The organism is Sphingomonas sp. GW821-FHT02B09, assembly GCF_059421875.1.
Map to the genome: position 1 here is coordinate 291,732 of NZ_JBWKVV010000001.1, position 25,014 is coordinate 316,745.

General features: G+C 67.8%; 21 protein-coding genes and 1 pseudogene. 5 read left to right on the forward strand and 17 right to left on the reverse strand.

What is annotated here, in order from left to right; all coding sequences use genetic code 11:
* Positions 1-26 precede the first annotated feature (26 nt).
* The 6 genes from AC07U4_RS01345 to AC07U4_RS01370 form a co-directional block, all read right to left on the reverse strand.
* On the reverse strand, positions 27-2,843 hold the full coding sequence (locus tag AC07U4_RS01345; protein WP_495194167.1) for a TonB-dependent receptor: 2,817 nt from the start codon (positions 2,841-2,843) through the stop codon (positions 27-29).
* 391 nt (positions 2,844-3,234) lie between these two features.
* On the reverse strand, positions 3,235-4,017 hold the full coding sequence (locus AC07U4_RS01350) for an energy transducer TonB (RefSeq protein ID WP_495194168.1): 783 nt from the start codon (positions 4,015-4,017) through the stop codon (positions 3,235-3,237).
* A complete protein-coding gene (locus tag AC07U4_RS01355) occupies positions 4,007-5,500 on the reverse strand; it encodes a surface lipoprotein assembly modifier (RefSeq protein WP_495194169.1) in 1,494 nt (497 codons plus the stop codon). Before AC07U4_RS01355 ends, AC07U4_RS01350 begins: the two co-directional genes overlap by 11 nt.
* Positions 5,501-5,528: 28 nt before the next feature.
* Positions 5,529-6,308: a Slam-dependent surface lipoprotein gene (locus tag AC07U4_RS01360; RefSeq protein WP_495194170.1), complete on the reverse strand. Its 780-nt coding sequence runs from the start codon at positions 6,306-6,308 to the stop codon at positions 5,529-5,531.
* Between the two features lie 114 nt (positions 6,309-6,422).
* Positions 6,423-9,524, reverse strand: coding sequence for a TonB-dependent receptor domain-containing protein (locus AC07U4_RS01365; protein ID WP_495194171.1), 3,102 nt, complete (start codon positions 9,522-9,524; stop codon positions 6,423-6,425).
* Between the two features lie 177 nt (positions 9,525-9,701).
* A complete protein-coding gene (locus tag AC07U4_RS01370) occupies positions 9,702-10,244 on the reverse strand; it encodes a sigma-70 family RNA polymerase sigma factor (RefSeq protein ID WP_495180385.1) in 543 nt (180 codons plus the stop codon).
* A 219-nt stretch (positions 10,245-10,463) separates the two neighbouring features.
* On the opposite strand from AC07U4_RS01370, the pseudogene AC07U4_RS01375 reads away from it, so the two are divergent.
* The 4 genes and pseudogenes from AC07U4_RS01375 to AC07U4_RS01390 all read left to right on the forward strand — a co-directional run.
* Positions 10,464-11,123 (forward strand): annotated as a pseudogene (locus AC07U4_RS01375) (TonB-dependent receptor plug domain-containing protein); the annotation flags it as partial.
* 65 nt (positions 11,124-11,188) lie between these two features.
* Positions 11,189-11,467 (forward strand): hypothetical protein, encoded by a 279-nt coding sequence (locus AC07U4_RS01380; RefSeq protein WP_495194172.1) that lies wholly within the window; start codon positions 11,189-11,191, stop codon positions 11,465-11,467.
* Positions 11,468-11,686: 219 nt separating this feature from the next.
* The gene (locus tag AC07U4_RS01385) at positions 11,687-13,441 is read left to right on the forward strand and encodes a tryptophan-rich sensory protein (RefSeq protein ID WP_495194173.1); all 1,755 of its coding nucleotides are present in this window, start codon (positions 11,687-11,689) and stop codon (positions 13,439-13,441) included.
* 54 nt (positions 13,442-13,495) lie between these two features.
* Positions 13,496-13,762: a hypothetical protein gene (locus tag AC07U4_RS01390; RefSeq protein ID WP_495194174.1), complete on the forward strand. Its 267-nt coding sequence runs from the start codon at positions 13,496-13,498 to the stop codon at positions 13,760-13,762.
* 13 nt (positions 13,763-13,775) lie between these two features.
* Here the strand turns inward: AC07U4_RS01390 and AC07U4_RS01395 are convergent, their stop codons facing one another.
* Genes AC07U4_RS01395 through AC07U4_RS01410 form a run of 4 tightly spaced genes read right to left on the reverse strand, consistent with a single transcriptional unit; the run spans position 13,776 to position 15,096 of the window.
* Positions 13,776-13,934 carry a hypothetical protein gene (locus AC07U4_RS01395; protein WP_495194175.1) on the reverse strand — a complete coding sequence of 53 codons (159 nt, stop codon included), beginning with the start codon at positions 13,932-13,934 and terminating at the stop codon, positions 13,776-13,778.
* Positions 13,931-14,113, reverse strand: coding sequence for a hypothetical protein (locus tag AC07U4_RS01400; RefSeq protein ID WP_137898126.1), 183 nt, complete (start codon positions 14,111-14,113; stop codon positions 13,931-13,933). Before AC07U4_RS01400 ends, AC07U4_RS01395 begins: the two co-directional genes overlap by 4 nt.
* A gap of 26 nt (positions 14,114-14,139) precedes the next feature.
* Positions 14,140-14,643, reverse strand: coding sequence for a metallophosphoesterase family protein (locus AC07U4_RS01405; RefSeq protein ID WP_137898127.1), 504 nt, complete (start codon positions 14,641-14,643; stop codon positions 14,140-14,142).
* 6 nt (positions 14,644-14,649) lie between these two features.
* Complete coding sequence (locus AC07U4_RS01410) at positions 14,650-15,096, reverse strand: winged helix-turn-helix transcriptional regulator (protein ID WP_495194176.1); 447 nt, start codon at positions 15,094-15,096, stop codon at positions 14,650-14,652.
* 51 nt (positions 15,097-15,147) lie between these two features.
* On the opposite strand from AC07U4_RS01410, the gene AC07U4_RS01415 reads away from it, so the two are divergent.
* Complete coding sequence (locus AC07U4_RS01415) at positions 15,148-15,756, forward strand: NAD(P)-dependent oxidoreductase (protein WP_495194177.1); 609 nt, start codon at positions 15,148-15,150, stop codon at positions 15,754-15,756.
* Here the strand turns inward: AC07U4_RS01415 and AC07U4_RS01420 are convergent.
* The 7 genes from AC07U4_RS01420 to AC07U4_RS01450 form a co-directional block, all read right to left on the reverse strand.
* On the reverse strand, positions 15,750-16,943 hold the full coding sequence (locus AC07U4_RS01420; RefSeq protein ID WP_495194178.1) for a histidine-type phosphatase: 1,194 nt from the start codon (positions 16,941-16,943) through the stop codon (positions 15,750-15,752). The two genes, AC07U4_RS01415 and AC07U4_RS01420, sit on opposite strands and share 7 nt — an antisense overlap.
* Positions 16,944-17,000: 57 nt before the next feature.
* Positions 17,001-18,671 carry a hypothetical protein gene (locus AC07U4_RS01425; protein ID WP_495194179.1) on the reverse strand — a complete coding sequence of 557 codons (1,671 nt, stop codon included), beginning with the start codon at positions 18,669-18,671 and terminating at the stop codon, positions 17,001-17,003.
* A 13-nt stretch (positions 18,672-18,684) separates the two neighbouring features.
* On the reverse strand, positions 18,685-19,761 hold the full coding sequence (locus tag AC07U4_RS01430) for a protein-glutamate methylesterase/protein-glutamine glutaminase (RefSeq protein ID WP_495194180.1): 1,077 nt from the start codon (positions 19,759-19,761) through the stop codon (positions 18,685-18,687).
* A gap of 1 nt (position 19,762) precedes the next feature.
* Positions 19,763-20,614, reverse strand: a complete 852-nt coding sequence (locus tag AC07U4_RS01435) for a CheR family methyltransferase (protein ID WP_281177478.1) — start codon at positions 20,612-20,614, stop codon at positions 19,763-19,765.
* A complete protein-coding gene (locus AC07U4_RS01440) occupies positions 20,611-21,114 on the reverse strand; it encodes a chemotaxis protein CheW (protein WP_495194181.1) in 504 nt (167 codons plus the stop codon). The genes AC07U4_RS01435 and AC07U4_RS01440 overlap by 4 nt, the downstream gene beginning before the upstream one ends.
* Positions 21,111-22,928: a methyl-accepting chemotaxis protein gene (locus tag AC07U4_RS01445; protein WP_495194182.1), complete on the reverse strand. Its 1,818-nt coding sequence runs from the start codon at positions 22,926-22,928 to the stop codon at positions 21,111-21,113. The genes AC07U4_RS01440 and AC07U4_RS01445 overlap by 4 nt, the downstream gene beginning before the upstream one ends.
* A gap of 103 nt (positions 22,929-23,031) precedes the next feature.
* Entirely contained in the window at positions 23,032-24,978 is a 1,947-nt protein-coding gene (locus AC07U4_RS01450) for a methyl-accepting chemotaxis protein (RefSeq protein ID WP_495194183.1), read from the reverse strand.
* Between the last annotated feature and the right edge of the window lie 36 nt (positions 24,979-25,014).

A 25,014-nucleotide genomic window follows, 5' to 3' on the forward strand; every position in this document is an offset into this window, starting at 1 on the left:
ACACGACGGTCCGGCGCCGTCGACGGTCAGAAAGTGATGCGCGCAACGCCGGCGATCTGCCGGTCGCTCATGATGGAATCGCGCGGGCGGGTGGTGATGCCGTAATAGGTCGACCGCACCGTATTGGTGAGATTGGTGCCGTTGAGTGTCAGCGACAGATGAGGCGTCACGTTGGCGGTGATCGACGCGTCGAGCTGCCCGGACGATTTCTGGAAGATGGGCAGATTGCCCGTGCCGTTGGCCGAGGTCGTCACCAGAAATTTGTTGCGCCAATTGTAGGCAACGCGCGCCGAGATCAGGCCGTGCTCATAGATGCCGACCAGATTGTAATTGTACTTTGACAGGCCCTCCAGCGGCAATTGCGTCACCGGCCCCTGGCTGGCCGGGCTCGGCGCCTCGGAGTCGACGTAGGTGAAGTTCGCCTGCATGCCGAGGCCGCTCAGCGCGCCGGGGAGGAAGTCGAAGAATTGCTGATAGGCGATCTCCGCGCCCTTCACCTTGGCCTTGCTGGCATTGTCGTAGGTCGTCACGTCGTAGAGCGCGGTGACGCCGTCGGTGAAGGTGACGCTACGCGGCACGATCACCGTCTGGATGTAGTTGGAGATGTTCTTGTAGAAGCCGGCGACGCTCACCGACCCGGTCCGCGCGAAATACCATTCGAGCGAGGCGTCGAGGTTGCTCGACCGCATTGGCTTCAGGAAGGGATTGCCGGTCGAGGTGGTATGCTGCTGGTCGATCTGTGCGGTGCCGGGCTCGGTGATCGTCAGCGTCGGGTTGAGCTGGTTGAAGTTCGGGCGCGAGATGTTCTTCGATGCGGCGAACCGCAGTTGCAGCCGCTCGGTGAGATGCGCGCGCAGGTTGAGGCTCGGCAGCACGGACGTGTAATCGTTGCTCTGGTCGTTTGCCGTGAAGGTCGGCGCGGCGGTCTGCTGCGTGCCGTCCGGCGCGGTGATCAGGTCGATCTGCTGGTAGAAGCCGGTCACCGCCACCTTGGTGCGGACGACGCGGACGCCGACGTTGCCGTCGATCGGCACCGGCAGCGCGTCCGCCTTGAAGAAGGCGGCGAGATAGCCCGTATAGGTCTTCTGCGCCTGCGTATTGGTGCCGCTGGGCTGGAAGGTCGGCGTCGAGGTGATGCCGAGCGTCGCCCGCGTCGCATCGTAGTTCAGCACCGTCGGCAGCGAGAAGGCCTGGATGTCGCCGAACAGATTTGCGTCGCCACGGAAGAAGTCGCCGAGGTCGACGTAGCGGAGATTGCCCGCCGGTCCGGTCAGCCCGGTGTAGCGATAGCCGGTATCGTTGGTGCGGTTGCGGCGATCGGCGTAGCGGATGCCGGCCTTGATCGAGCTGAGGATGCCGCCGTCGAAGCGATATTCGCCGTCGAGCCGGCCGACCTTGTCGGTGCCCTTCGAATTGTTGAGATTGTCGAGGTAGAAGCCGTTGCTGTAGGTCGCCGGGCTGGCGAGCCCCGCCGCCGAGGTGATCTGGAACGACGGGATGTCGCCGCGGATATCCTGGGTCAGCGTCGTCGCGGTGCCGCTCAGGCCGACGATCGAATTGAGATTGTTCGTCTTCGAATCGACGTACTGGCCGTCGGCGGTGATCGTCAGATTGGGTGTCGGCCGCCATTTAGCGTTGAGCGAATAATCGGTGGTCACCGAATGGCGCGCGCCGATCGAGGTGTTGTTGCCGATCGGCACGTTGACGAAGGTGCCGCTCTGGAAATCGCCGTTGGGTGCATAAGTGAATGGCGCACCCGCTTGCGGCGTGATCGCGACGCCGCTGGTATAGGCGAAATAGCTGTAGCCGTAGGAGCGCAGCTTGTAATCGTTGCGGAAATATTCGCCGGTGAATTCGAGCGTGTCGGACGGCCGCCATTGCAGCGAAACGTCGACACCGAAGCGGCGGCGGTCGCCGGGCACTTCGCCGATGCCGGTGCCGTGCGGCAGCGTCGTCGTCTGGCCGGTGCGGCCGAGCGTCGCCAGCGTCGCGGCATCGCCGGCGTTGGTCGGATCGAGCGTGTAGAACGGCTCGGTCGAGATCGTGTCCTGGCGGAAGGCGGTCTTCTGATAGGAGGCGCTGGCGAGGATGCCGATCTCGCCGATGCCGGTCGACCAGCGATCGCTGAGCAGCAGCGACGCCGCCGGCTTGCTCCGGCGTGCGAGATCGTAATAGGTGTTGGTCACCGACGCGGACGCCTTGGCACCGTCGAAGTCGAACGGCTTGCGGGTGCGGAAGTTGATCGTGCCGCTGAGCTGATCCTCGATCAGGTCCGCCGACGGATTCTTGTAGACGTCGATGCCGGCGAGCAGCTCGGACGGCACGTCTTCGAGGCTGAGCGAATTGCTCGATCCGCTGGCGGTGAAGATGTCGCGGCCGTTGAGCTCGGTGCGGACCTGGGTCAGGCCGCGGATAGCGACCGAACTGCCCTCGCCGAACGCGCGCTGGATCTGGACGCCGGAGATACGCTGCAAGGCCTCGGCGATATTGCGGTCGGGCAGCTTGCCGATGTCTTCCGCGACGATCGAATCGACGATCTGCGCCGCGTTGCGCTTGATGTTCTGCGCCGACTGAAGGCTGGCGCGGACACCCGTGACAACGATGTCATCGCCGGCCGAAGGCGTGGTGGGGCTGGGGTCGACGGCCTGTCCCTGATCGCCGCTCGGGGCGGCGGTGCCGCTGTTCTGCTGCGCTTCGGCCGCTGCGACGGGCGCGGGAGCGTCCTGCGATGGCGCCGTCTGCGCCTGTGCGGCCGGGCCGGCCAGAGCGATCGCCAGCAGCGATACCGTCGTGTGGAAGCCCTTGTCGCGACCCAAGCGCGTGCGCACCATCGAACCCGTCATCATTCTCTCTCCAGCCGATCCGGCCGCGGCGATACCGCCGCGCCTGACTTGCAGACGTCGTGCTCGGCCCGTCGCGAACGTCTCGGGGCGCCGCCTAATCCACTTAAAAACGCATTTATACGACAAATGAGAATTTACAGGCGAATGTCCTAGCGCATTGGTAAAAATGTCGCAGAAGGGCCTGTTCGGGCTGATTCATGTGAAGCGAGCGGTGTATGCGAGCTAACGTATGGAGATCGGGTGGTCATGTCCCGCGCAGGGTGGCTAGGTTCGGCTGGTCATGCCGCTGGGGCTGCTGCTGTCCGGCTTCACCATCGACGGCGTGGCGCGTGGATGACCGCGCTTGAGCTATGGCTAATTCAGACAAATCCATCGCACGTGAACGATGGGGTCAGCCCCGCAGGCTGAACTGGATCGGCAGTTCGACCGAGACCGGATCGCCCGGAATATCGGGCGTCGGCGCGGGCAGGGGCGAGCCGCGCCTGATGGTCGCCAGCGCTTCGCCATCGAGCGACGGATAGCCGCTGCCGCGCACGATCCGCGCCGAACGGACGATGCCCTGACGATCGACGCCGATCGCGACCAGTGCCACGCCCTGCTGCCCGTCGCGTTCGGCGACGCGGGGATAGCGCAGCAGCGGCCGGAGATGCGCGAGGATGTCGCCCTGCCAATTGGCCCGCGCCGCGCGCTCCGCCGCGGCGGTTCGCCCCGATGTGGGTTGCGCGGCGGCAGGAGCGGCGCTGGCCGGCGTAGTGGCGTCGGCGGGCTGGTCGCTATGCCCCTGCGGGCGGGGCAGCGCGGGCGTCGCGGGTTCGGCCGGCGCGGGATGTGGGGCGGGGAGCTGGACGAGCGGCACCGGCACCGGTGGCGTCGGCGGCGGCGTCTCGGTCCGGCGCGGCATCTCCTGCACCGGGGTGGTCGCCTGCGCGGTCGCGGATGCGTCTTGCGCGGCAGGGGGGACGTCGAACACGGCCAGCGCGGGCGCCGGCCGACTGCTCGGTGCCGTGGAGGGGGCCGCCCAGTGCCAGAGCGCGATCGCCGCCAACACGACATAGACCAGCGCCGTGCCGCCGAGCCCGAGCAAATTCTCGCCATGCCGGCGCCGCGCGGCATAGGAGGCGGTGGGCCAGCCGGTCGCCATCGGCGCCGGCGCGAATGCTAGGTCAGAAGACATGATCCATCCTCAGGCTGACGCTGGTGCGCCGGTAGGAATAGAGCCAGTCGACGTTGCTGCCGACGCGGCTGTGCTGGACGAGCAGGCTGGGGCTGAGGCCCGCGACCTTCGCGCCGGGGAGGCGGGCGAGCATCGTGTAATTCCGCTCGACGTCGCGGCGTCTGGCGTCGAGCAGCGGGCTGAAGCCACCATAGTCGCGGCGGCGGAGCGAGGCGGTCAGCAGCAGGTCGACCGCCGCGCCGATCGTCCGGTCGAGCCCGAGCCGCGCGCCATATTGGCGATAGGCGTTGACCCGGTCGCCGGCGCGCTTGTCGAGCAGATCCGGCCCGCCGAACACCGTCCAGCCGTGCGGCAGCGTGTGGAAGCCGGTCAGCCACGCATCCGCCTGCCGCCCGTCGTAATCGCGATAGCCGTCGCGCCGGTAATGATAGTCGTGCCAATTGCCCTCGACCCGGACGAGCGTGCGCGACCCGAACCCGCGGCTATATTCGCCGTGCAGCCCCCAGGCATCGTAGAGCCGCTGGCCCCCCAGCGTGCCGAGATCGAACGAGGGGGCGAGGACCAGCCCGGTAGCGGCGGTGCGGCGGTCGTAGCCCGCGTACAGCGACAGCGCGGTTTGGCTGTAGCGGCCGTGGCCGGGAAAGAGATCGCCGAAGGCGAGCATCCGGCCGCCGATCCCGTCATGGCCGGCGAGCGGCAGGCGCAGCGTGGCATTGCCCTCGATATTGATCCCGCGCGCGGCGATCGGATCGGGCACCTTGCGGTCGAACAGGCAATCGCCCGAGGCGCCGGGGATCAGGCAGGTATAGCTCGCCGACGACTGGTTGAGGTTGGAGCTGTATTCGGGGCCGAACGATACCATGCCCTGCACGCCGCGCCGTTTGCGCAGGGCGGCGAGAAAGGTGTCGACCGTCCGCACCACGCCCGCCGCCTTGTCGCCCTGCGCGAGCAGCGCGCTGCGCACGCCGGCGAAGGCCTGCGCCGCCTCGCGATCGCGGCGGTCGAGGAACAGCACGCGCGCCAGTTCGAGCCGGCCGGGCAGGAAATCGGGCTGCGCGGCGACGAGCGCGCGATAGGCGCGCTCCGCGCCCGCCATGTCGCCCGCCTCGCGCGCAAGGCCGCCTTCGGCGTAGAGGACGAGCCCGTCCTCGCGACCGGGGAGGGCGCGATAGGCGGCGAGGAAGCGACGCACGTCGGGCCAGCGTCGCCGCATGATCGAGACGTAGAGCGCCGCGCCCGTGTCGCTGGCGTTGCGGCCGACGGCATAGGTGGTGCCGTCGATCTCGACGCTGGTCGGATCGAGCCGCTCGGTCTTGTCGCGCACCCGCGTTTCGGCCTCGGCCTTGCGCTGCTCGACGGTCTGGTCGAGGCGCAGGCGCGTGTCGCCGCTGCCGGCCTGCTGGGCAAGCGCGGGCGAGGGGCAGGCGGCGGCCAACAGGGCGCCGGCGATGCCGACGCCTCGCGGGCCAAGGACGGAGGCCATGACGGCCCCCGTCCCCCGACGCATCGGATCAGTTCTTCGTGCCACCGAAGGCCGTGTCATACTGGCGCGCCGAACCGAAGGTGGCGATACCAGCCAGCGCTGCGGCGTTGGCGCCGTAGAATTGGCCTTTGACCGCACCGCCCGAAGCAACCGTGGTCCCGGACTGGGTTGCTGACGCACTGGAACCGGAGAAGGTCACGCCGTCGATCGCGGCGGTGCCGATGTTCACCCCATAGCCCGACGCGCTGTTGGCGATGCTGCCGGTTAGCGTGCCCGACGAGCCAGAGGCGAAGTTCGCGGTGAAGGTGCCGGTCAGCAGACCCTTGTTGGCATAGTCGCTGATGCCCCGGACCGCATAGGTCGCCGAGCCGCTGGTCGGCACGGTCGTGCCGGTCGTGGTGCCGGCATAATAGACCGTATGATCGGTGCTGCCCGAGCTGGCATTGCTGCTCCACTCGCCGAACCAGACGTCATCGTTGCCGACTTGCGCGAAGTGGAACAGGCCGAGGTTGCGATGATCGTCGGGGCCGGTAGTCGGATTGTTGATCGTCGTCACGCCGTTCAGGTCGGTCGAGCCGTTGCCCTTCAGGTCCTGAAAGGCGACGAAGTTGTTGATCCCCGTTGCCTTGGCGCTCAGTCCGGCCTTGCCGGCGGTTGGGTGCGACGGGCCGAACGCCGAGCTTACCCCAACGCGATTGTTGTCGCGATCGCTGGTGCCGCCTTCAACGTCCTGGGCATGAGCGGTGCCGGCGAATGCCATCGCCAATGCGGCGGAGGCGGCGAAGAGCTTGAGGTTGGTCATTTTCATGATACGTCTCCTGCTTGGTAACGCATCCGGCCATTCCGGATGCGGGTATCCGGCAGTCGCTGCCCGGCCATGGGTTTGCATGTCAGGCGCGGCGGCGGCTGCCGAATTCGGATGTCACAGCCTCCCGGTCAGGCTGAGACGCAGCGTCCGCCCCGGCGAGGGGTTGAGCGTGCGGCTGAGCGGGTCGCTGTAATAATGATCGGTCAGATTGGTGCCGTTGAGCTCGGCGGTGAAGCGATCATCGACGCGGAAGCGGACATAGGCGTCCACCGTCAGGTTCCTGCCCCATGCATAGGGAACGTTGAGCGCATAGCCCTGGACCGGATCGGGGGAGTTGAGCAGCGTGTCGAGCAGCGGGTTGTTATACCGGCTATACCAGACGAAGCGGGGGCCGAATTCCAGTCGACGATCGAGCAGTCGCGCACCCAGCGTCAGATTGAGCGAGTCGTCCGGCGCGGCCTGCGTCAGCAGATAACCTTGGTAGAAGCCATATTTGACGCAGGCTGGAATCTTGCCGAACCAAGTAGAACCGGAGTCCGTTACCAATGCTCTGGTTTCGTCGCAGACGCGATTGGTGAAGACGTGGGCATAACCGATGTCGCCGAACACGCTGCCGTTATCGTATCGCGCCTGCGCCTCGATGCCCGAGAGGATCTGCTTGTCGAGATTGGAGGACTGGAGGTTCGTGTTGCGATCGATCACGTCGGTCGTGACATTGCGATACCAGGTCAGGCGGAAGTCCGCCTTCCGGCCGTCGCCGAGCCGGAACAGCGGACGCAAGTCCTGAATATAGGCGGCCTCGAGCGAATGCAGATGCTCCGGCCTCAATGGATAGTCGGCGTTGAGCGATTGTGAAAAGCCCGACGTGCTTTCGAATAGGCTGGGGTACCGGAAATATTCGGCATAGCGGACATAAGCGCGTGCCGAATCGCTCAGATAGGCTGTCGCTGATGCTGTCGGCGCCCAGTCATGGCCGGAAAGCCGCGTATCGGCCATCGTAAGGTTCCGAAAGGCGAATATCTCATCGATACCGCAAACGCTGCGACCAGAATAACCCGGTCTATAGCGCGAACTGTCGCTATATGCCCCGTTCAGACAGTCGATCTGCGATCGTGTGATCTTGCCTCGCGCATTTGGATAAAATGGATCGAGGTAGGAATAAAGGGTCCACTGATTAAGCTTTGGACTGTAGTTGGCAGCTAAAGTGTCGGCCAGCAGGGTGGCGTCGGCGATCGATTTTCCCCAATAGATGGCGTTGCCATATCTGTCACGTCGGTAATCGTCTTTGCTCTGGATCTTGAACGATCCCACCTTGTTCACATATCCCGCTACGCCTCTGACCAACAGCTTGTCGCCCGCCGCGATCGCTGCGCGAAGCTTGTCGTCGATGGCGTGGAATCCGGCATAGGTGACGCCGGCATCGAGCTTGAGGAAGCTGGCCGGGCGCCATTCGGCCTTCACGTCGATGCGATATTCGCCGCGCCGCCCCGAACGGTTGTTGCCGCAGAAGAAGCCGCAATAGCTCGCCCCGCGCGCGACCGCGGACTCGCCGGTCGGGCGCAGCACCTCGCGTTGCCAGTTGCCCTGCAGCAGCAGGTCGAAGCGCGAACCGAATTTAAACTGGTTGCTGGCGATCGCGCCGAAGCGGTCGTTGCGCTGGTGCAGGATCGCGGTGTCGCGCAGGATCGGGTCGGTATAGGATGCGGCCTGCGGATAGCCGCCGTTGCTGTTGGTGTCGCTGAGCGTGTGCGTGTCCCAGAAGCTCGCCTTGAAGTCGAGCCACCAGAGGTTCGGCTGCAATTTATAGTCGAGGTTATAGGCCTGGGAATGGATGTGGCCGAGCGTCCACTGGAGCGATCCGATGCCCGGGCTGCCGTAGCCGACCACGCGCGACGGCAGGATGTCGCCATAGGTCGAGCGCGTGTCGCGGAACCCGGCCTTCAGGTAGGAGGCATCGTCGATGTGCCAGACCGTTTTGGCCAGCCATGACGATGTCCGCGACGAGGTATTGGTGACCTCGTAGCCGGGCCGGTAGTTGAACGCCATGCGCTGGATGAACGTGCCTTGCTTCTTGGGATCGGCATCGACCTGCGAATAATAGCCGGCGTCATGTTCGCCGGCGAAATAATTGCCACGGGTGCGATAGGCATAGGCGCCGAGCAGATCGATCGCGCCCAGCCGCCCCGCCACGGCGATGCGCGCCGCCTTGTCGCCGAACGAGATGAGATCATTGTCGTTGGGGCTGCGTGCCTTGACCCGCACCGCCGGGTCGCCCCCCGGATAATTGACGAGCCCCGGGGTTATCCCATTGCCGGGGAACAGGGGGAGGTCCCGATAGCTCTGCCCGAGGCTGAGCCGGGGGAGCTGCGGCGCGGTGGAATTGTTGCCGCCTTCCACCTTGGCTTCGATGCCGAACGTCTGCCCCTTGCGCAGGATATCGGTGGCGTCGAGCGTGTGGACGACGACTGCGCCGCCGCTCGATCCGTCGACGCCGCGCTCGGACACCGGCCCCTTCGCGACCTGGATGCCCGCGATCAGATTGGGATCGATATAGGCGCGGTTGCTCGCGCCGTTATAGCCGCGCCAGACGGTCAGCGCCTGTTCGGTGCCGTCGATGATCACCGGCACGCGGCCGGGGCCGGAAATGCCGCGGATGCTCGGATCGATGCCGCCGCCGTTGCGCGCGTCGCCGCTGTAGACGCCGAGCATGCCCTTGAGCACGTCCGCCGGGGTCACGCCCTTGTACCGCTCGACCTCGTCTTTGCCCATATAGGTGGTGGTCGTGTCGCGGTCGTAGATGTCGTCATAGCCGCGCGCGTCGCGCGCGCTGCCGCCCTCGGCGGTCTGCTGGCCCTCGACGCGCAGCGCATCGGTGGTGATCGTGTCCGCCGTCGCGGGCGCGGGCAGCCGCTCGATCGTCACCCGGTCGCCGCGCAGCCGCCCGGTGAAGCCGGTTCCCGCCAGCAGCCGGGCGAGCGCCGCCTCCGCCGTCAGCCGCCCGCTGACGCCCGGCGATGCCGCCGCCCGGACTGCGTCGTCCGGCGCGTCGATCTGCACGCCCGCCTGCTGTCCGAACGCGATCAGCGCCTCGCCCAGCGGCCCGGCGGCGATGGCGAAATCCCGCGCCCGTGCCTGCTCGGCCTGCTGTGCCGCGGCCACGCCCGGCGCCACCACCCCCGCGAGCGCGGTCGCGCCCAGCCATGTCGCACGCCACACCACGATCGCCGCGCACCGCCCCCGCAGTCCGCCGCTGGTCCGTCCCGTTCCTCGCACTTGCTTACCCCCATTTCACGTTCCGGCCTTAATGCGAACGCGTCGCATTAGCCTAATATATGAAACGCAGTGGCGGTCGGGATTTTCGGAGAATAATGCGCGACGAACATCGCGCGGCGGTCATTTCGGCTGGCGCAGCGCGGTGCGGCAGCGGGCGACGCCCTCGGCGACGAGGCCGTGTGCGGTCGTCACCGACACCCCGAGCCGTTCGGCAATTTGGGTCAGCGTCGCGCCTTCGATCCGGTGCATCTCGACCGCCCGCCGCATCCGGACCGGCATCGTCTCGAACAAAGCGGCCAGCGCGCGTAGCTCGTCACGGGCGATGGCCTGGCTTTCCGGCGACGGATCGAGGCTCGGCACGTCGACGGCCGGCGTGTCGGCGCTCTCGGCGAACAGCGACGACTGGACAGAACGCCGCCGCCGCCAGTCGCGGCTGAGATTGTCGACGACGGTGCGTAGATAGGGCAGGGTCTCACGCTGCGCCTGACCGGCCGCGGCGGCGTCGAAGCGCAGCCAAGCGTCCTGCAGCAGATCCTCCGCGATACTCCCGTCACCGGTGAGCCGGACGGCGCGCCCGAGCAGCTTGGCGCGCGACATCAGATAGAGCCGCAGCCGCCGCTCGGCGGCGGTCATGCCCTGCTCCATGTCGACGTAGCGGGCCATACCGAAGTGGACCTAGTCGATATGCTAACGACTCGCAATATCCTGTCGGCTTAGGGCAGGCACTCGTTGGTTGTGGTTACGATCGGCGACATCGCGAGAGGCGGAGAAGCCTCTATTTTTCCAGCCAGCCCGTTTCCCGGCGGTCCGCTCCTAAAATGGATCGCGAGAGCGTCAAAAGGGGTAGGCTTGGTGACATTGGTGAATTCCGCGTTTTACGCCGTGCGACATGGCGTATCGGCTGCCGCCCTCGTGACGGCGATCGCCGCACCGGCTTATGCGCAACAGGCGCCGACGACGGATGCGGCTTCCGCCGATCCCACCGGCGCGCAGGGCGCGCCCGGTCAGCAACCTGCGATCGGGGCCGCACCGTCCGATCCGGGCCAGGGCACGGAGATCGTCGTCACCGGCACGCTGTTCCGCGATTCGAACGCGACGTCGATCTCGCCGGTCACCGTGCTCAGCGCAGAGACGCTCGAGCGCGCGAACATCACCACCGCACAGGACGCGATCCGTTCGGTATCGGCGGACAGCGCGGGATCGATCTCGACCGGCTTCCGCAACGGTTTCTCGGCCGGCGGCGCCGCGGTGTCGCTGCGCGGCCTCGGCGTCTCGTCGACCGTGGTGCTGATCGACGGATTGCGCTCGGCGAACTTCCCGCTCAATGACGATGGCCACAACGCCTATGTCGATTTGAATTCGATTCCGTTCAGCATCATCGACCGAATCGAGGTGTTGAAGGACGGCGCATCCTCCACCTATGGCGCGGATGCGATCGGCAGCGTGGTCAATCTGATCAGCAAGAAGCATTTCGAGGGAGTCGAAGGACCGGTACAGGGCGGCGCGACCGAACGCGCCGATGGGTCGCACTATCGCGTGACGCGACAACTTACCACTTAGATTGGATCAAGCAGGTCGCAGCCGACGAGATTGCCCCCGTCAACGGCGTGATCGATCTCTCATGCGAGAATACGCTGGCGCCCGTACCGTCGGACGGCGACAAGGCCAACCAATGCTACGTCCGTCCGTTCATCTACGTCGACCTCAACGCCGGCGTGCAGGTGAACGACCAGTTCCGGTTCTTCTTCAACGTGCAGAACCTGACCAATGCCCGTGCGCCGCTGGCATCGGGCGCCTATGCCAGCAATCCGAACTATCTCAGCAGCTGGCATTATGCAGGCCTCGTCGGCCGGAATATCAGTGCCGGGGCCAGTTTCAATTTCTGAAAACAGCTGCCGATTATAGCGCATCGGGGCGGCCCTGCCGTCCCGATGCGTCACCGGGATCGCTCCAACGGCAATGACGTTGGAGCGAGTAATTAGCTTGTGGCCGACGTGGCGGCCCGGTGCGAACACGACGATCGGGATCGACGCCGTCCGACGGAGTACGAACGAACGCGACCTTCCGTCACCTCGGCCGTTGTGCGGGGCAGAGGAGAGTCTGCCATGTCCCGCCGTATCCTGATCACCGGTGCCAGCGTCGCCGGCAATACCGCGGCGTGGTGGCTCGGCCGCGCCGGCTTCGATGTGGAGGTGGTCGAACGCGCACCGGCGTTTCGCGACGGCGGTCAGAATATCGACGTGCGTGGCGTCGGCCGCGAGGTGCTACGGCGCATGGGACTGGAACAGGCGGCGCTGGATCGTGGCACCGGCGAGGAAGGCACCGCATGGGTCAAAAGCGACGGCAGCGTCGCCGCGCAGTTCATCACCGCCGAGCTCGGAGCCGACGGACCCACTGCCGAGATGGAGATCCTGCGCGGCGATCTCGCCCGCTTGGTCTACGAACCCGCCGCGGCGCGCGCCACCTATCGCTTCGGCGACAGCGTGGCGGCGATCGACGAGGATGACGCGGCGGCGGTGGTCACCTTCGCCAGCGGACGGACCGCGCGATACGACGCGGTCATCGTCGCCGAGGGCGTCGGATCGGCGACCCGCTCACACGTCTTCGCGAACGAAAATGCGCCGCGCTGGATGGATCTGACGATCGCCTATTTCACGATCCCGCGGACATCGGACGACGGGCAATTGTGGCGGTGGTACAATGCGACCGGCGGGCGCAGCGTATCGCTGCGGCCCGACCGTTACGGCACCACCCGCGCGATGCTGTCGGTGCAGCAGCAGCCGGGCGGCGAGCAGGATTGGAGCACGGACCGCCAGAAAGCGTGGCTGCGCGAGCGGTTCGCCGATGCCGGCTGGCAGACCGCCCGCGTGCTGGACGGCATAGCGACGACCGACGATTTCTATTTCGACGTGCTGCGTCAGGTGCGGATGAAGCGCTGGTCGAAGGGCAGGGTGGTGCTGACCGGCGATGCCGCATGGTGCGCGACGCCGATCGCCGGGATCGGCACGACGCTGGCGATCACCGGCGCCTATGTGCTGGCGGCGGAGATGGCGCGGCACGACGATGTCGCCGCGGCGTTCGACTCCTATGAGCAGGCGATGCGCCCGATGGTCGAGGACACGCAGGGCGTTCCCAAGATCGCACCGCGGCTGATGAACCCGCAGAGCCGGCTCGCCATCCGCCTGCTGCATGGCGCGCTCGCGGCGGCGAGCCTTCCCATCGTCCACAAGGCGATGGGCAAAGTGTTCGGGGGCGGCCCGAAGGAGCCCGATCTGTCCCGCTACGATGACGCCATCCCGACCGATGCGACGATCGTCGCGCCGGAACCGGCGCCATCCGGCGTCGCGGCATCGGCGGCGGGCGGACTGTCGCCGCTGCTCGCGCTCGGCGCGGTCGGCGTCGTCTTGGGGGCGAGTGCGGTGCTCGGGCGGCGCAACGCGCCCGATCCGTCGCACCCCGGCATTCGGCGCTGGTATCGCCGGCTCGACAAGCCCGGCTTCACCCCGCCCGATGCGGCCTTCGGCGCGGTCTGGCCGGTGCTGGAGACCGGCCTGGCGGTCGGCGGCTATCGCCTGCTGCGACGACCGGCGGGGCCGGCGCGCAATGCCGCGGTCGGGCTCTGGCTGCTCAACACCGCAATGGTCGGCGGCTGGACGCACTTGTTCTTCCGCGAGAAGAAGCTCGGCGCGAGTGCGGCGGCATCGGGTGCGATGGTCGCATCGGGCGCCGCCTATGTCGCGACCGCCGCGCGGGTCGACAGGCCGGCGGCGGCGGTCGGAGTGCCGTTCGTCGCCTGGCTCGGCTTCGCCACGCTGCTCGCCGAGCGGATCTGGCGCGACAATCCTGCGGAAGAAGGATGAGCCGCGACCCTTGCGGGCTTGCCGCCGGATGATCCGCCGCTAGGAGGCTCGGCGATGGACCTCGACGACCAGATGCGCCGCTATTTCGGCACCGACCAACTGGCAACGGTGCCGCCAGAGGCGATCGCCGCTGGAATCGAGCATATGAGGGTCGATCTCGGCCTCGAGCGCGACCGGGCGCGGCGGTTCGCGTTGTGGACCTTGCTCTATATGCTGGACGCGGCACCGGCGCTCGACGCGGTCTTCGAGAAGGAGGCCGATCGCGACGCGGCGCGCAACCTGATGGACCTGTCCGCCCGGATGATGCCCGACGCGGACTGATCCGCGACGGCGGTCAACTCCGGTAAAGCGCGATGCCGAGCGCCAGCATGCCGGCCATCGATACGGCGAGGAAGGCGATCATCACGATGATCACCCGCCGGATCAACGGGCGGTTGCCGGCAACGCCGTCGCGCCGGCCGGCATCGTGTCCGAACGTGTTGCGATCCGTCATTGTTCGAGGGGGTCCTTGACGAAGCCCTTCAGGTCGTCCGCGTCGAGATCCTCCTGCGCCTTGCCGACATGCTTATCGTCGGTGCCGCTGCTGCCCGATTCCTCGACGGCGCGGGTCGTCTTGCCGGCGGTGTCGTCGGCATCGGGGCGGTCGGTGGCGTCGTCCGGTTGGTCGGTCATGATGATATCCTTGGCGTTGCTGCTGCTCAACGAGCGGCCGGCGGCATCGGGGCCAGCAATTCGGCGAGCGTGACCGGCGCGAAATCGCGGGCGTCGACGCCGACGTCGAATTGGCGCGGCATCGGCTTCAGCCGGCCGTGGCTATGGCCGTGCAGGTTGATCGCGCGGCGATGCTGGCCGTTCCAGCTGCGGAAGGGATAATGGCAGAGAACGAGCGCGTGGCCGTCGAGCGACAGCTCGGCATAATCGCCGACGCTCGCCCAGCCGGCGGCGACGCGGGTGCCGTCGGGATCGTTGTTGCCGGCGAGCAGATGCTTGCTGCCGTGCAGCCGGTCGAGCAGCCCGGCGACATCGCCGGCCCGGCGGGCGACGTCGCCGAGGTGCCAGACGATATCGTCCGGCGCGACGCGCGCGTTCCAGCGCGCGATGAGCGTCGCGTCCATCGTCGCGGTGTCCGCGAACGGCCGGTGCTGGATGTTGATCGTGCGATGGTCGCCGAAATGCGTGTCGGCGGTGAAGAAGACGGCCATCGCGGATCAACGCGCCGGGAGGACGGACGATGCGCGATCTGCCGCGACGCGCATGTCGTAGCGACCCTGCGCCGCCGCCACCTCGGGCATGCGGGTCTCCGCCCAGTCGATCATCAGCCGCAGCGCGGCGAGCAGGTCTCGGCCGAGCGGGGTGACGCGATAGCTGACGCTGACCGGCACCGTCGCGACGGCGTGGCGCGTCACCAGCCCGTCGCGTTCGAGCGCGCGCAGCGTCTGGCTCAGCATCTTCTGGGAGATACCGCCGATCCGCAGCTTGAGCTGGCCGAAGCGCAATTCCCGGTCGCCGAGCAGCAGCAGGATCAGCACGCTCCATTTGTCGCCGATCCGGTCGAGCAACTGGCGCGTCGGGCAGTCGCGCGCATAGGCGTCGCCGCGTCCGGTGGCGGTTTCGCCCGGGTGACCAAGGGAGATGAAAGTGCCGTCTTGCCTCATGGGTCACCTCTAGCGATGTTGGTCACCGATGGAAACCAATGGAGGTGCGACATGCAGATAGCGGTATTGGGTGCGAGCGGTCACGCCGGGTCGGAGATCGCGAGGGAGCTCGCCGCACGCGACCACAAAGTGCGGGGCATCGCCCGAAACCCGGCGGCGATCCCGCAGGCGGAGGGGATCGAGGCGGTGGCGGGCGACGCGTCCGACCCGGCGGCGCTCGCCGAGCTGATCCGCGGCAGCGATGCGGTGATCAGCGCGCTGCATTTCGACGTCACGGCGGACACGTTGCTGGCGGCGGTCAAGCGGGCGGGCGTGCCGCGATTGCTGGTCACTGGTGGTGCCGCGAGCCTTGAGGTCGCACCGGGTCAGCGGCTGTTCGACACACCGGACTTTCCGGAGGAATGGAAGCCGTTCGCTGCCGGCGGGATCGCCTTCCTCGACGCGTTGCGGGACGAGCAAGAGGTCGACTGGACCTTCTTCTCGCCGGCGGCGCAGATCTTCGAAGGGCCGCGGACCGGCCGGTATCGCACCGGCGGCGATCAGCTCGTTGTCGATGCGAATGGCGAGAGCAGGATCAGCTTTGCGGATTTCGCGATCGCGATGGTCGATGAGCTCGAACTGCCGCAGCACAGCCGCGGCCGCTTCACCGCGGCTTATTGAGTCGCCGCGAGACGGCGACGGATCATCCGGTCGAAGGTCGCGAGTTCGCATAGACCGGTCACGCCGCAGCCGGGGATCGGCAGCGGCGTGACCGTCACCCTCGGCGACAGGCGGCGCAGATCATCGGGTGATTGCGTTCGGTAGGAGGCCCGGACGTATCGCCGCTTGCGCGAGGGATCGTACAACCGTTCGAGCCAGATCGCGCCGCCGGGGGCGACATCGCCCTCGGCATAGCCCGGCGCGCGCAGCGGGACGTGCAGGACGGCGGCAAGCGAGGTGACGTTGGTGTCGTGGCCGACCAATATGTCGACCGGAGGGGCATCGGCGCCGGTCAGCCCTGCGAGCATGCGACGGCCGAAGACCGCGGCCTGATGCGCGGCCATGTAGGGCGGGCGGGTGAAGACGTCGAACAGCGCGGCGTGGAGCGCGCCGACCCGACGGAGCGCGGCCGCGTCGATCCGCGGCCAGCCGGGTGGGTCGAGCCCCTCGGCATATTGCAGCAGGAGCACCTGCGCCGTGCCCGAGGTGGTGCGGATCGGCCCGCTCAGCTCGATGCCCCGGCCGTCGGCCGACGCAACGATGCGCGAGGGCGTGACGGAGCTGCACCCCGGCGGCGCGCCGCAGCCCAGCAGCACGTCGAGCCGCGCGATCACTGCGGCATGGCGGCGGGCAAGCGCGTCGACGCCGCCGGTATAATGCTGGATGTCGGCGATCGCGGTCGCCGGGTCGAACCGGGTCGCACCGGCGCGCAGCGGCTCGAACAGCGGATCGGCGCGATCGGGCGCGAGGTGATCCACCGGGATCGTGCAGCCCGGCGCGAGGCCAGCGGCGAAGGCGGTTCCGCTGGCGATCGTGCGCTCGGCGGTGTTGGCGTGGATGCGCACCGTGCGCGGGGCAGGACAGCCGACGCGCGGCAACAGCCCGGCGGCAATCAATGCGCGGCGATCTTCCGCGCCGAGGATCGTCATCGCCCGCGCGCCATGCGGCGTCAGATGCTCGGCCGGCACGGGCCAATGCGGCCATGGCGCCGCAGTGCGCGTCCCCTCCGGCGCCTCGCCGTCGATCGGCGCACGCACGCCGTGCCGCATCAGCACGACGACGCGCTCGACGGTGAGCGCCGGCCGCGCGGCGAGCGGCGTGGACGCGGCGAAGAGGAGCAGGGCGGGCAGCAGGCGGAGGAGCGTCATCCGCGGCCGCCTAGCCGCGGATTGGGTCAGGCCGGTGACGGTCCGCGCCGAGGCGGATCAGAACAGTCCGTCGTCGTCGTCATCGTCGTTGGCAGCATGCGCCGTCGGCGCCATGCCGGGCAGGAGGAAGCGGGCGTGGACGTCGCGCTCCGCGGCCATCGTGTAGAGCTTGGCGATCGCGGGCAGGACGGCGTGCAACGCGCCCTCGTCGTCTTCCGTCAGCGTGGGCAGGTCGCTGGCGCGTTCCGCCAGAATCGCCGACGCCTCTTCCATCGTGCCGGCCAGCGCCAGCTCCTGCGCGAGGTCGACCGCGGTCGCCTCGACGAGTTCGACCAGCCGCTGCGCGTCGTCGCCACCCTGCAGCACGACCTGATCGGTCCGGCGGCACGCCTCGCGGATGACGAGGAGCGCACGGGCGAGCATCGTCGCGACATCCGGCTCGTCATTGCTCAGCGCCAGCGACACTTCGGCATCGCCGAGCCGCCCGATCGTATGCCCGACGTCGATCGTCGTCGCGCCGAGGTCGCGCGCATAGGCATCCACCTCCTGCGCGACGACCGCGACGGCGCGACCGACGGTGCCATGCCGACGGCAGAGCAGGCGGGTGTTGGTGGCGATATCCTGTACGTCGGTGCGAATCGCGCTCAGCCGGCCGACGCGCTGCGTCAGCTCGGTCACGGTCGCATCGATCAGCCCGGTCATCCCCTCCGCCTGCCGATGTGCCGATTGCAGCTGGACGATGATCCGGTCCATGCCGGTGACGCTCTCCTCCAGCCGGGTGAGGAAGCCGCGATTGTCCTCGCCGGCCTGTTCGGCGATCAGGTCGAGCAAGGCGCGGCCATCGGGGATCAGCGCGTCCAGCGAGTCGACCAGCGCGCCCGTCTCGCGGCCGAAGTCATGGACGACCGCATCGAGCTGCGCGGCCAGCAGGCGATCGACATGCGCCGCCGCCCCCGGGCCGCAGCCGTGCGATTCGACCAGTTGCAGCGCGGCGACGACGTGTTCCAGCCGCTGACGGGTGCTGTAGCCGACCTGCAGCGCGCCGAGCAGCACCGCCACCTTGGTTTGGATGCTGCGCGCGATCGCGGCGACGCGGCGGGCGAGCTGCGCGGCGCCCTGGAGGTGGACGCCGAGCGCGGCAGCATCGGCGGCGAGACGCTGCGGCACCGCCGGCACCGCCTTGACGCATTCGGCGGTGAGCAGGCGATCGACCTGCTGGACGCTGGCGAGCCCCGTCTCCAGTTCCTTGAGCTTGCTGATCACCTCGGTCAGCAGCGTCTCGCCGGCGGCGAGCTTGCCGTTCATGCCGTTGACGAAGCCGACGAACTGCGGCTCGCCCGAGGCGGCGATCTTGATGTTCATGCCGTAGATGCCGAGCACGCGCAGCGAGCGATGCATGTCGAGCACATGCTGGCGCAGCAGTCCGGCGATCGCCGCGATCGTCTTGACCCGGCCGGTGCGCCCGGCGAGCGCGGCGGGCAAGGCGGTGATGCGCGCGGCGACCTCGGCGAGATCGGCGGCGGCGGCGCCGGCGTTGCTGGCGTCGAGCGCATCGACGATCGTGTCGAGCCCGCCGACGATCCGGTCGATCATCCCGATCGCATCGGCGAGCGTCGTGCCCGCACGCAGGAAGCGCGTGTCGAGATTGGCGGCGAGCTGCGCCAGCCCCCGCCGCATCGGGCATTCCGCCGGTTCGACCACGACCAACGCGTTGCTGTCCTGAAGCATCGTCTTGTCCTAATTATCGTGCGGTGGCGAGCAGCAGTTCACGGGCGATCGCGCCGAGCGGCACGACGCGATCCGCCGCGCCACGGGCGATCGCTTCCTTGGGCATGCCGAAGACGATCGAGGTCGCCTCGTCCTGCGCCAGCGTGCGGGCGCCCGCCTGTTTCATCTCGAGCAGCCCGCGCGCGCCGTCGTCGCCCATGCCGGTCATGATGATGCCGACCGCGTTCGATCCGGCGTTACGTGCGGCGGAGCGGAACAGCACGTCGACCGACGGCCGGTGCCGCGACACCAGAGGCCCCTCGCGCACCGCAGCGACATAGCGGGCGCCCTGGCGTTCGAGCATCATGTGGCGCAGGCCGCCCGGCGCGATCAGCACCCGGCCGCGCATCACCGTGTCGCCGTCCTCGGCCTCCTTGACGTCGACCTCGCACATGCCGTCGAGCCGCTTGGCGAAGGCGCGGGTGAAGCTTTCCGGCATGTGCTGGACGACGACGATGCCCGGCGAATTGGCGGGCAGCGCGGTCAACACCTCGCGCAGCGCCTCGGTCCCGCCGGTCGAGGCGCCGATGCACACCACCATCTCGGTGGTGCGGCTCATCGCGCGGCCGCTGGGCGGCGGCAGCACCGCGTCGGCGGTCAGCCGCTGCTGCGGCGCCGTGCCGGACGGCTGGCGGCGGCCGAGCCGCGCCTTGGCGGCGCCCTTCACCGTCTCGCAGATATGCAGATGCGCCTCGACCAGATGATCGGCGACGCCGACGCGCGGCTTGAGGATGACGTCGACCGCACCCGCCTCGAGCGCCTGCAGCAACGTCTCCGAACCTTCCTCGACCAGCGACGAGCACATGACGACCGGCGTCGGGCATTGCGCCATCATCCGGCGCAGGAAGGTGATGCCGTCCATTCGCGGCATTTCGACGTCGAGGGTGATGACGTCGGGCACCTCGGCCTGGATGTAGCGCGCCGCGGCGAAGGGATCGGCGGCGGCGGCGATCACCTCGATCTGCGGATCGGCGGAGAGGATCTGGGTCATCGCCTGGCGCACGCTGGCGCTGTCGTCGATGATCAGGACGCGGACGGGCTTGGCCGGCATGTCAGTGGCGCCTGAAGATGGTGTTGCCCACCAAAGTGAGCGGAAGGTCGAGGTCGGCGATCGATTCCGAATGACCGAGGAACAGATGGCCGCCCGAGCGCAGATTGGCGAGCAGCCGCCGCACGACCTTCTCCTGCGTCTCGCGATCGAAGTAGATCAGCACGTTGCGGCAGAAGATCATGTCCATCGGCGCACCGACGGGATAATGATCGTCCATCAGGTTGAGCGCTGCGAAGCCGATCGCCGCGCGCAGCGCCGGGGCGATGCGCACCTCGTCGCGGCCCGGCGCGGTCGGGCGCAGCACGTAGCGTTGCTGGAGCAATGGCGGCACCGGCTCGACCGCGGCGCGCGGGAAGATGCCGCGCCGCGCGACTGCCAGCACGTCGGTATCAAGGTCGGTGGCGAGGATGCCGAAATCCGGCCCGCCGCGCTCCTGCGCGAAGGCGTCGAGCAGCATCGCCAGCGTATAAGGCTCCGCGCCGGTCGAGCAGCCGGCGCTCCACACGCGCAGACGGTTGCGTCCCTCCGCCACCAGCGCCGGCAGCAGCGTGCCGGTGAGATAGTCGAAATGGCCGGGCTCGCGGAAGAAATCGGTCTTGTTGGTGGTCACCGCGTTGATCAGATGCTCGGCTTCCACCGCCATGCCGCCCTCCTCGAACAGCCAGTTGCAATAATCGGCGAGCGTCTCGTGGCCGGTCGCCCGCACCCGGCGGCGCAGCCGGCCGCTGAGCATCGAGGATTTGTTCGACGGCATCTTGATGCCCGACACCTCCGTCACATAAGCGGAGATGCGGGCGAAATCGCGCGCCGACAGCAGATCCTCGACGATCCGGTCATAGCTTAAATCGCTCACGAGACTGCCGCGACCGGGGGCGCCGCGCTCGACTGGGCGAGGATCTGCGCCATGCCGGCCAGGACGCCGTCGAGTTCGAGCAGACCGACGAAGCCGCCGTCGCGGCGCAGCACGCTGACGACATGGCGCGAATGCCAGGCGGTGCCGGTGTCGGGCAACGGCTCGATCGCCTCGCGCGACCAGGTGCTGACGTCGAGCACCCGGTCGACGACCAGCCCGATGACGAGCGGGCGCTCGCCGCCGGTGTCCGATTCGACCACCAGCACGCGCGTCGCCGGCGTCACCGCGACGCTGGGCAGGCCGAGGCAGATGCGGAAATCGACCATCGGCACCGACAGGCCGCGTACGTCGCACAGGCCGATCAGCCAGTCAGGCGCATTGGGGACGCGGAACGCCGGGCCGTGATCGAGGATTTCGCGAACGACGCCGATCGGCAGGGCGAACAGTTCGTCGCCGATGCCGAAGACGATCGTCTGCAGCGTGCCGTCACCGCCGCTCATGCCGCGCGTCCGAAATCGGCGTCTTCCGCATCCGGACCGCCGTTGGCCAGATCGAGCGCGAAGCCGCGCACGCGCGTCTGCTGATCGGTGATCGTCCCGGGCTTGGGCTTCGACAATCTGGCCATTTTGGTTCCCTTGACGTCGGCACGACGCACCACGGCGGTCGTCGCGACGCGTCGCGCCTGCGGGGCGCTGTCCCGCCGATCGTCGGCGAGCCGGAAGAAGGCGATGCTGTGCTCCAGTTCCTCCGCCTGATCGGACAGCGCTTCCGAGGTCGAGGAGATCTGCTCGGACGCCGAGGCGTTCTGCTGCGTGACCTGATCGAGCTGCTGGATCGCCTGATTGATCTGCGATGCGCCGATATCCTGCTCGCGGCAGGCGGCGCTGATCTCGGCGACCAGCTCGGCGGTGCGGCGGATGTCCGGAACCAGCCGGATCAGCATGTCGCCCGCTTCGGTGGCGGCACCGACCGTGTCCGAGGACATCGCGCTGATTTCGGTTGCGGCGGCCTGGCTGCGCTCGGCGAGCTTGCGCACCTCGGCGGCGACGACCGCGAAGCCCTTGCCGTGATCGCCGGCGCGTGCCGCCTCGACCGCCGCGTTGAGCGCGAGCAGATCGGTCTGACGGGCGATTTCCTGCACGAAGCCGATCTTTTCGGCGATCGTCCGCATCGCACCGACCGCACGCTGCACGGCGGCGCCGCTGCGCTCCGCCTCGGTCGAGGACTGGCGCGCAATCTTCTCGGTCTGCGCGGCATTGTCGGCATTCTGTTTGATGTTCGCGGCCATCTGTTCCATCGACGCCGAGGCTTCCTCGGCGGCGGCGGCCTGTTCGGTCGCGCCCTGGCTGACCTGCTCGGAGGCCGAGGACAATTGCTGGCTGCCCGCGGCGACGCTGGCCGAGGCCTGCGTCGCATCGCCGACGACGGAGCGCAGCTTCTCGATCATCGTGACCAAGGCATGGCCGAGCGTATCCTTGTCGGACAGTGGCTTGTGATCGATGGTGAGATCGCCGGTCGACACCGACTGGGCGAGCTGCGCGCTCTGCCGCAGGTTGATCGTCATGCGATTGACGGTGTCGACCAGATCCTTGATCTCGTCGTTGTTGGTCGCGGCGATATCATGGTCGAGATCGCCGATCGCCACCGCGTCGATCGCCGCGCCGATCCGCTTCAGGCCGCGCGACACCAGGGTCGAAATCCAGACCGCGCAGGCCGCCGCGAGCAGCGTCGCGGCGACGCCGACGCCGATCAGCAGGTTGCGCGCGTCGGCATAAAGCACGTTGGTCTCTTCGTCCGCCTCGTGCATGTGCGCGCTCTGCCGATCGACGATGGCGCTGACATCGCGTGTGATCGCCTCGACCATCTTCTTCTGTTCGGTTTCGGTGAGTTCACCCGCCTTGGCGTTATCGTTCGCGGTGCCGAGGGCGCTGATCCGCTCGTAGACGGGCTTCAGGGCTTCCCAATCCTGCCGCACCTGGCGCCACAACGGCTTGTCGTCCGCCGCCGCCCGGCTCTCGCCATCGGCAAGCAAGGTCTCGAACTGACGCACCCGGCGAGCGGTGTCGATATTGTAGCCGGCCATGATCTGCTGATCGGTGTTGAGCGCGAGCGCCTTCTGGTTCGACAGCATGTAGCCGAGATGGGTCTCGACCTGCTGCGCCGTCTGGAGCTGCTTGGCCGGACCGGCGATGACGTCGGTGATCGCGTCGTTGAGGGTGTTCGACTTGGCGATGCCGAGGCCGATCACCATCAGCAACATCGCGGTCAGGATCGCAAAGGCGATCCCCAGCTTCATCTTGATCGTGGCTCGCATGGGAAAATCCTAGAGGTCGGAGGCGCTGCGTCGCGCGTCGAATGGGGGGCGTCGTGACGCCGGTGGTGGATCGGATGGCGATCGAAATGCCATCCGATCCCGGTCAGGCTGCGCGGCCGAAGTCGGCGTCCTCGGCATCCGGGCCGCCGGTGTTGAGGTCGAGCGCATAGCCGCGCACGCGCGACTGCTGGTCGGCGATCGTCCCCGGCTTCGCCTTGGTCAGGCTGGCACTCTTCGTGCCTTTGATCGGCACGCGGCGACGCGTCGAAGCGGTGGCGGCGATCGCCTTGCGCGCCGGTTGCGCGGGACCGACGTGATCCGCGTCGGCAAGACGGAAGAAGGCGATGCTCTGCTGCAATTCCTCCGCCTGATCGGCGAGCGAATCGGAGGTCGACGAGATCTGCTCGGACGCCGAGGCGTTCTGCTGCGTGACCTGATCGAGCTGCTGGATCGCCTGATTGATCTGCGCGGCGCCGATGTCCTGTTCGCGGCAAGCGGCGCTGATCTCGGCGACCAGCTCGGCGGTGCGGCGGATGTCGGGGACGAGGCGGATCAGCATGTCGCCCGCCTCGGTGGCGGCGCCGACTGTGTCCGTGGACATCGCGCTGATCTCGGTCGCAGCCGCCTGGCTGCGCTCGGCGAGCTTGCGCACCTCGGCGGCGACGACCGCGAAGCCCTTGCCGTGATCGCCGGCCCGCGCCGCCTCGACTGCCGCATTCAGCGCGAGCAAATCGGTCTGACGGGCGATTTCCTGCACGAAGCCGATCTTCTCGGCGATCGTCCGCATCGCGCCGACCGCGCGCTGCACGGCGGCGCCGCTGCGCTCCGCCTCGGTCGAGGACTGGCGTGCGATCTTCTCGGTCTGCGCCGCATTGTCGGCATTCTGTTTGATGTTGGCAGCCATCTGTTCCATCGACGCCGAGGCTTCCTCTGCGGCGGCGGCCTGTTCGGTCGCGCCTTGGCTGACCTGTTCGGAGGCCGAGGACAATTGCTGGCTGCCGGCGCCGACGCTCGCGGCGGCGGCGGTCGCATCGCCGACGACGGTGCTCAGGCGCGCGATCATCGTGACCAGCGCACGGCCGAGGACATCCTTGTCGGACAAGGGCGTGTGATCGACGGTGAGGTCGCCGTTGGCGATACGGTCGGCAAGCGTCGCCATCGCGTTGAGATTGACGGTCATCGTCGTCAGCAACCGGCTGACCTCGCTGCTCAGGCCGCCATAATTGCGGTCGAGCCGCTGCGAGAGGTCGCCGACCGACACCGCGGCAACGACGTTCGAAATGTCGCGGAACGCCGCCTCGACCGCCTGTGCGCTGCCCAACATCCGCCCGACCTCGTCGCGGCGATCGGTCGCGAGCGGGGTGGCGAGCGTGCCGAGCAGCTCGGCGACGCGGCCGACGGGGCGCGCGATCGTCACCGTCATGCTGAAACCGATCGCGACGAGCAGCACCAGCGTGAGCGCGGTGCCGATGAAGATCGCGCGTTCGATGGTGGCGAACGCGACCGTCTGATTGGCCTGACGCTCGGTCATCAGCCGGTTTTCCTCGTCAGTCACCGCGGCGATCTCGGCGCGCAGGCTGTCGAACACCTGCTTGCCGGCGCCGCTGATCTCGATCTGGCGTGCGTCGCCGACGGTCTGCGGATTGCCCATCAGGTGGATGGCACGCTCGGCGACACGGTCGTGCCAGTCGTCGACCAGCGTCTTGATCTTCTGCAACCGCTCCTGCTGGCGCGGATTGTCCGCGGTCAGTTTGCGCGCCTCGTCCCAGGCGGTGGCGAGATCGGTCGCGCCCTTGCGATAGGGTTCGAGGAATTTGGCGTCGCCCGACAGCAGATAGCCGCGATAGCCCGTCTCCTGATTGACCGCATTCTCCTGGATCCGATTGGCCGCGCCGATCACCGCGAACGTGTGCTGGTTCATCTCGGTCGCCGCCTTCAAGTCGTTGGACTTGTTGTAGATGACCGTATTGGCGCCGATCGCGAAGAGCAGCAGGATCGTGAAGCAGACGATCAGCTTTTTCGGTATCGACAGATTGGTGAATGCGTTCATGGCGGTTTCTCCCCCCCGGGTGATTATCGTGCGGCC

Bases quoted from the DNA above. Each gene is read 5' to 3' on its own strand.
- AC07U4_RS01395 (WP_495194175.1), bottom strand. From the start codon at position 13,934: ATGACGGATCGCAACACGTTCGGACACGATGCCGGCCGGCGCGACGGC.
- AC07U4_RS01350 (WP_495194168.1), bottom strand. From the start codon at position 4,017: ATGTCTTCTGACCTAGCATTCGCGCCGGCGCCGATGGCGACCGGCTGG.
- AC07U4_RS01420 (WP_495194178.1), bottom strand. From the start codon at position 16,943: ATGACGCTCCTCCGCCTGCTGCCCGCCCTGCTCCTCTTCGCCGCGTCC.
- AC07U4_RS01345 (WP_495194167.1), bottom strand. From the start codon at position 2,843: ATGACGGGTTCGATGGTGCGCACGCGCTTGGGTCGCGACAAGGGCTTC.
- AC07U4_RS01360 (WP_495194170.1), bottom strand. From the start codon at position 6,308: ATGAAAATGACCAACCTCAAGCTCTTCGCCGCCTCCGCCGCATTGGCG.
- AC07U4_RS01400 (WP_137898126.1), bottom strand. From the start codon at position 14,113: ATGACCGACCAACCGGACGACGCCACCGACCGCCCCGATGCCGACGAC.
- AC07U4_RS01385 (WP_495194173.1), top strand. From the start codon at position 11,687: ATGTCCCGCCGTATCCTGATCACCGGTGCCAGCGTCGCCGGCAATACC.
- AC07U4_RS01390 (WP_495194174.1), top strand. From the start codon at position 13,496: ATGGACCTCGACGACCAGATGCGCCGCTATTTCGGCACCGACCAACTG.
- AC07U4_RS01440 (WP_495194181.1), bottom strand. From the start codon at position 21,114: ATGAGCGGCGGTGACGGCACGCTGCAGACGATCGTCTTCGGCATCGGC.
- AC07U4_RS01355 (WP_495194169.1), bottom strand. From the start codon at position 5,500: ATGGCCTCCGTCCTTGGCCCGCGAGGCGTCGGCATCGCCGGCGCCCTG.
- AC07U4_RS01445 (WP_495194182.1), bottom strand. From the start codon at position 22,928: ATGCGAGCCACGATCAAGATGAAGCTGGGGATCGCCTTTGCGATCCTG.
- AC07U4_RS01430 (WP_495194180.1), bottom strand. From the start codon at position 19,761: ATGCCGGCCAAGCCCGTCCGCGTCCTGATCATCGACGACAGCGCCAGC.
- AC07U4_RS01415 (WP_495194177.1), top strand. From the start codon at position 15,148: ATGCAGATAGCGGTATTGGGTGCGAGCGGTCACGCCGGGTCGGAGATC.
- AC07U4_RS01410 (WP_495194176.1), bottom strand. From the start codon at position 15,096: ATGAGGCAAGACGGCACTTTCATCTCCCTTGGTCACCCGGGCGAAACC.
- AC07U4_RS01450 (WP_495194183.1), bottom strand. From the start codon at position 24,978: ATGAACGCATTCACCAATCTGTCGATACCGAAAAAGCTGATCGTCTGC.
- AC07U4_RS01405 (WP_137898127.1), bottom strand. From the start codon at position 14,643: ATGGCCGTCTTCTTCACCGCCGACACGCATTTCGGCGACCATCGCACG.
- AC07U4_RS01425 (WP_495194179.1), bottom strand. From the start codon at position 18,671: ATGCTTCAGGACAGCAACGCGTTGGTCGTGGTCGAACCGGCGGAATGC.
- AC07U4_RS01370 (WP_495180385.1), bottom strand. From the start codon at position 10,244: ATGGCCCGCTACGTCGACATGGAGCAGGGCATGACCGCCGCCGAGCGG.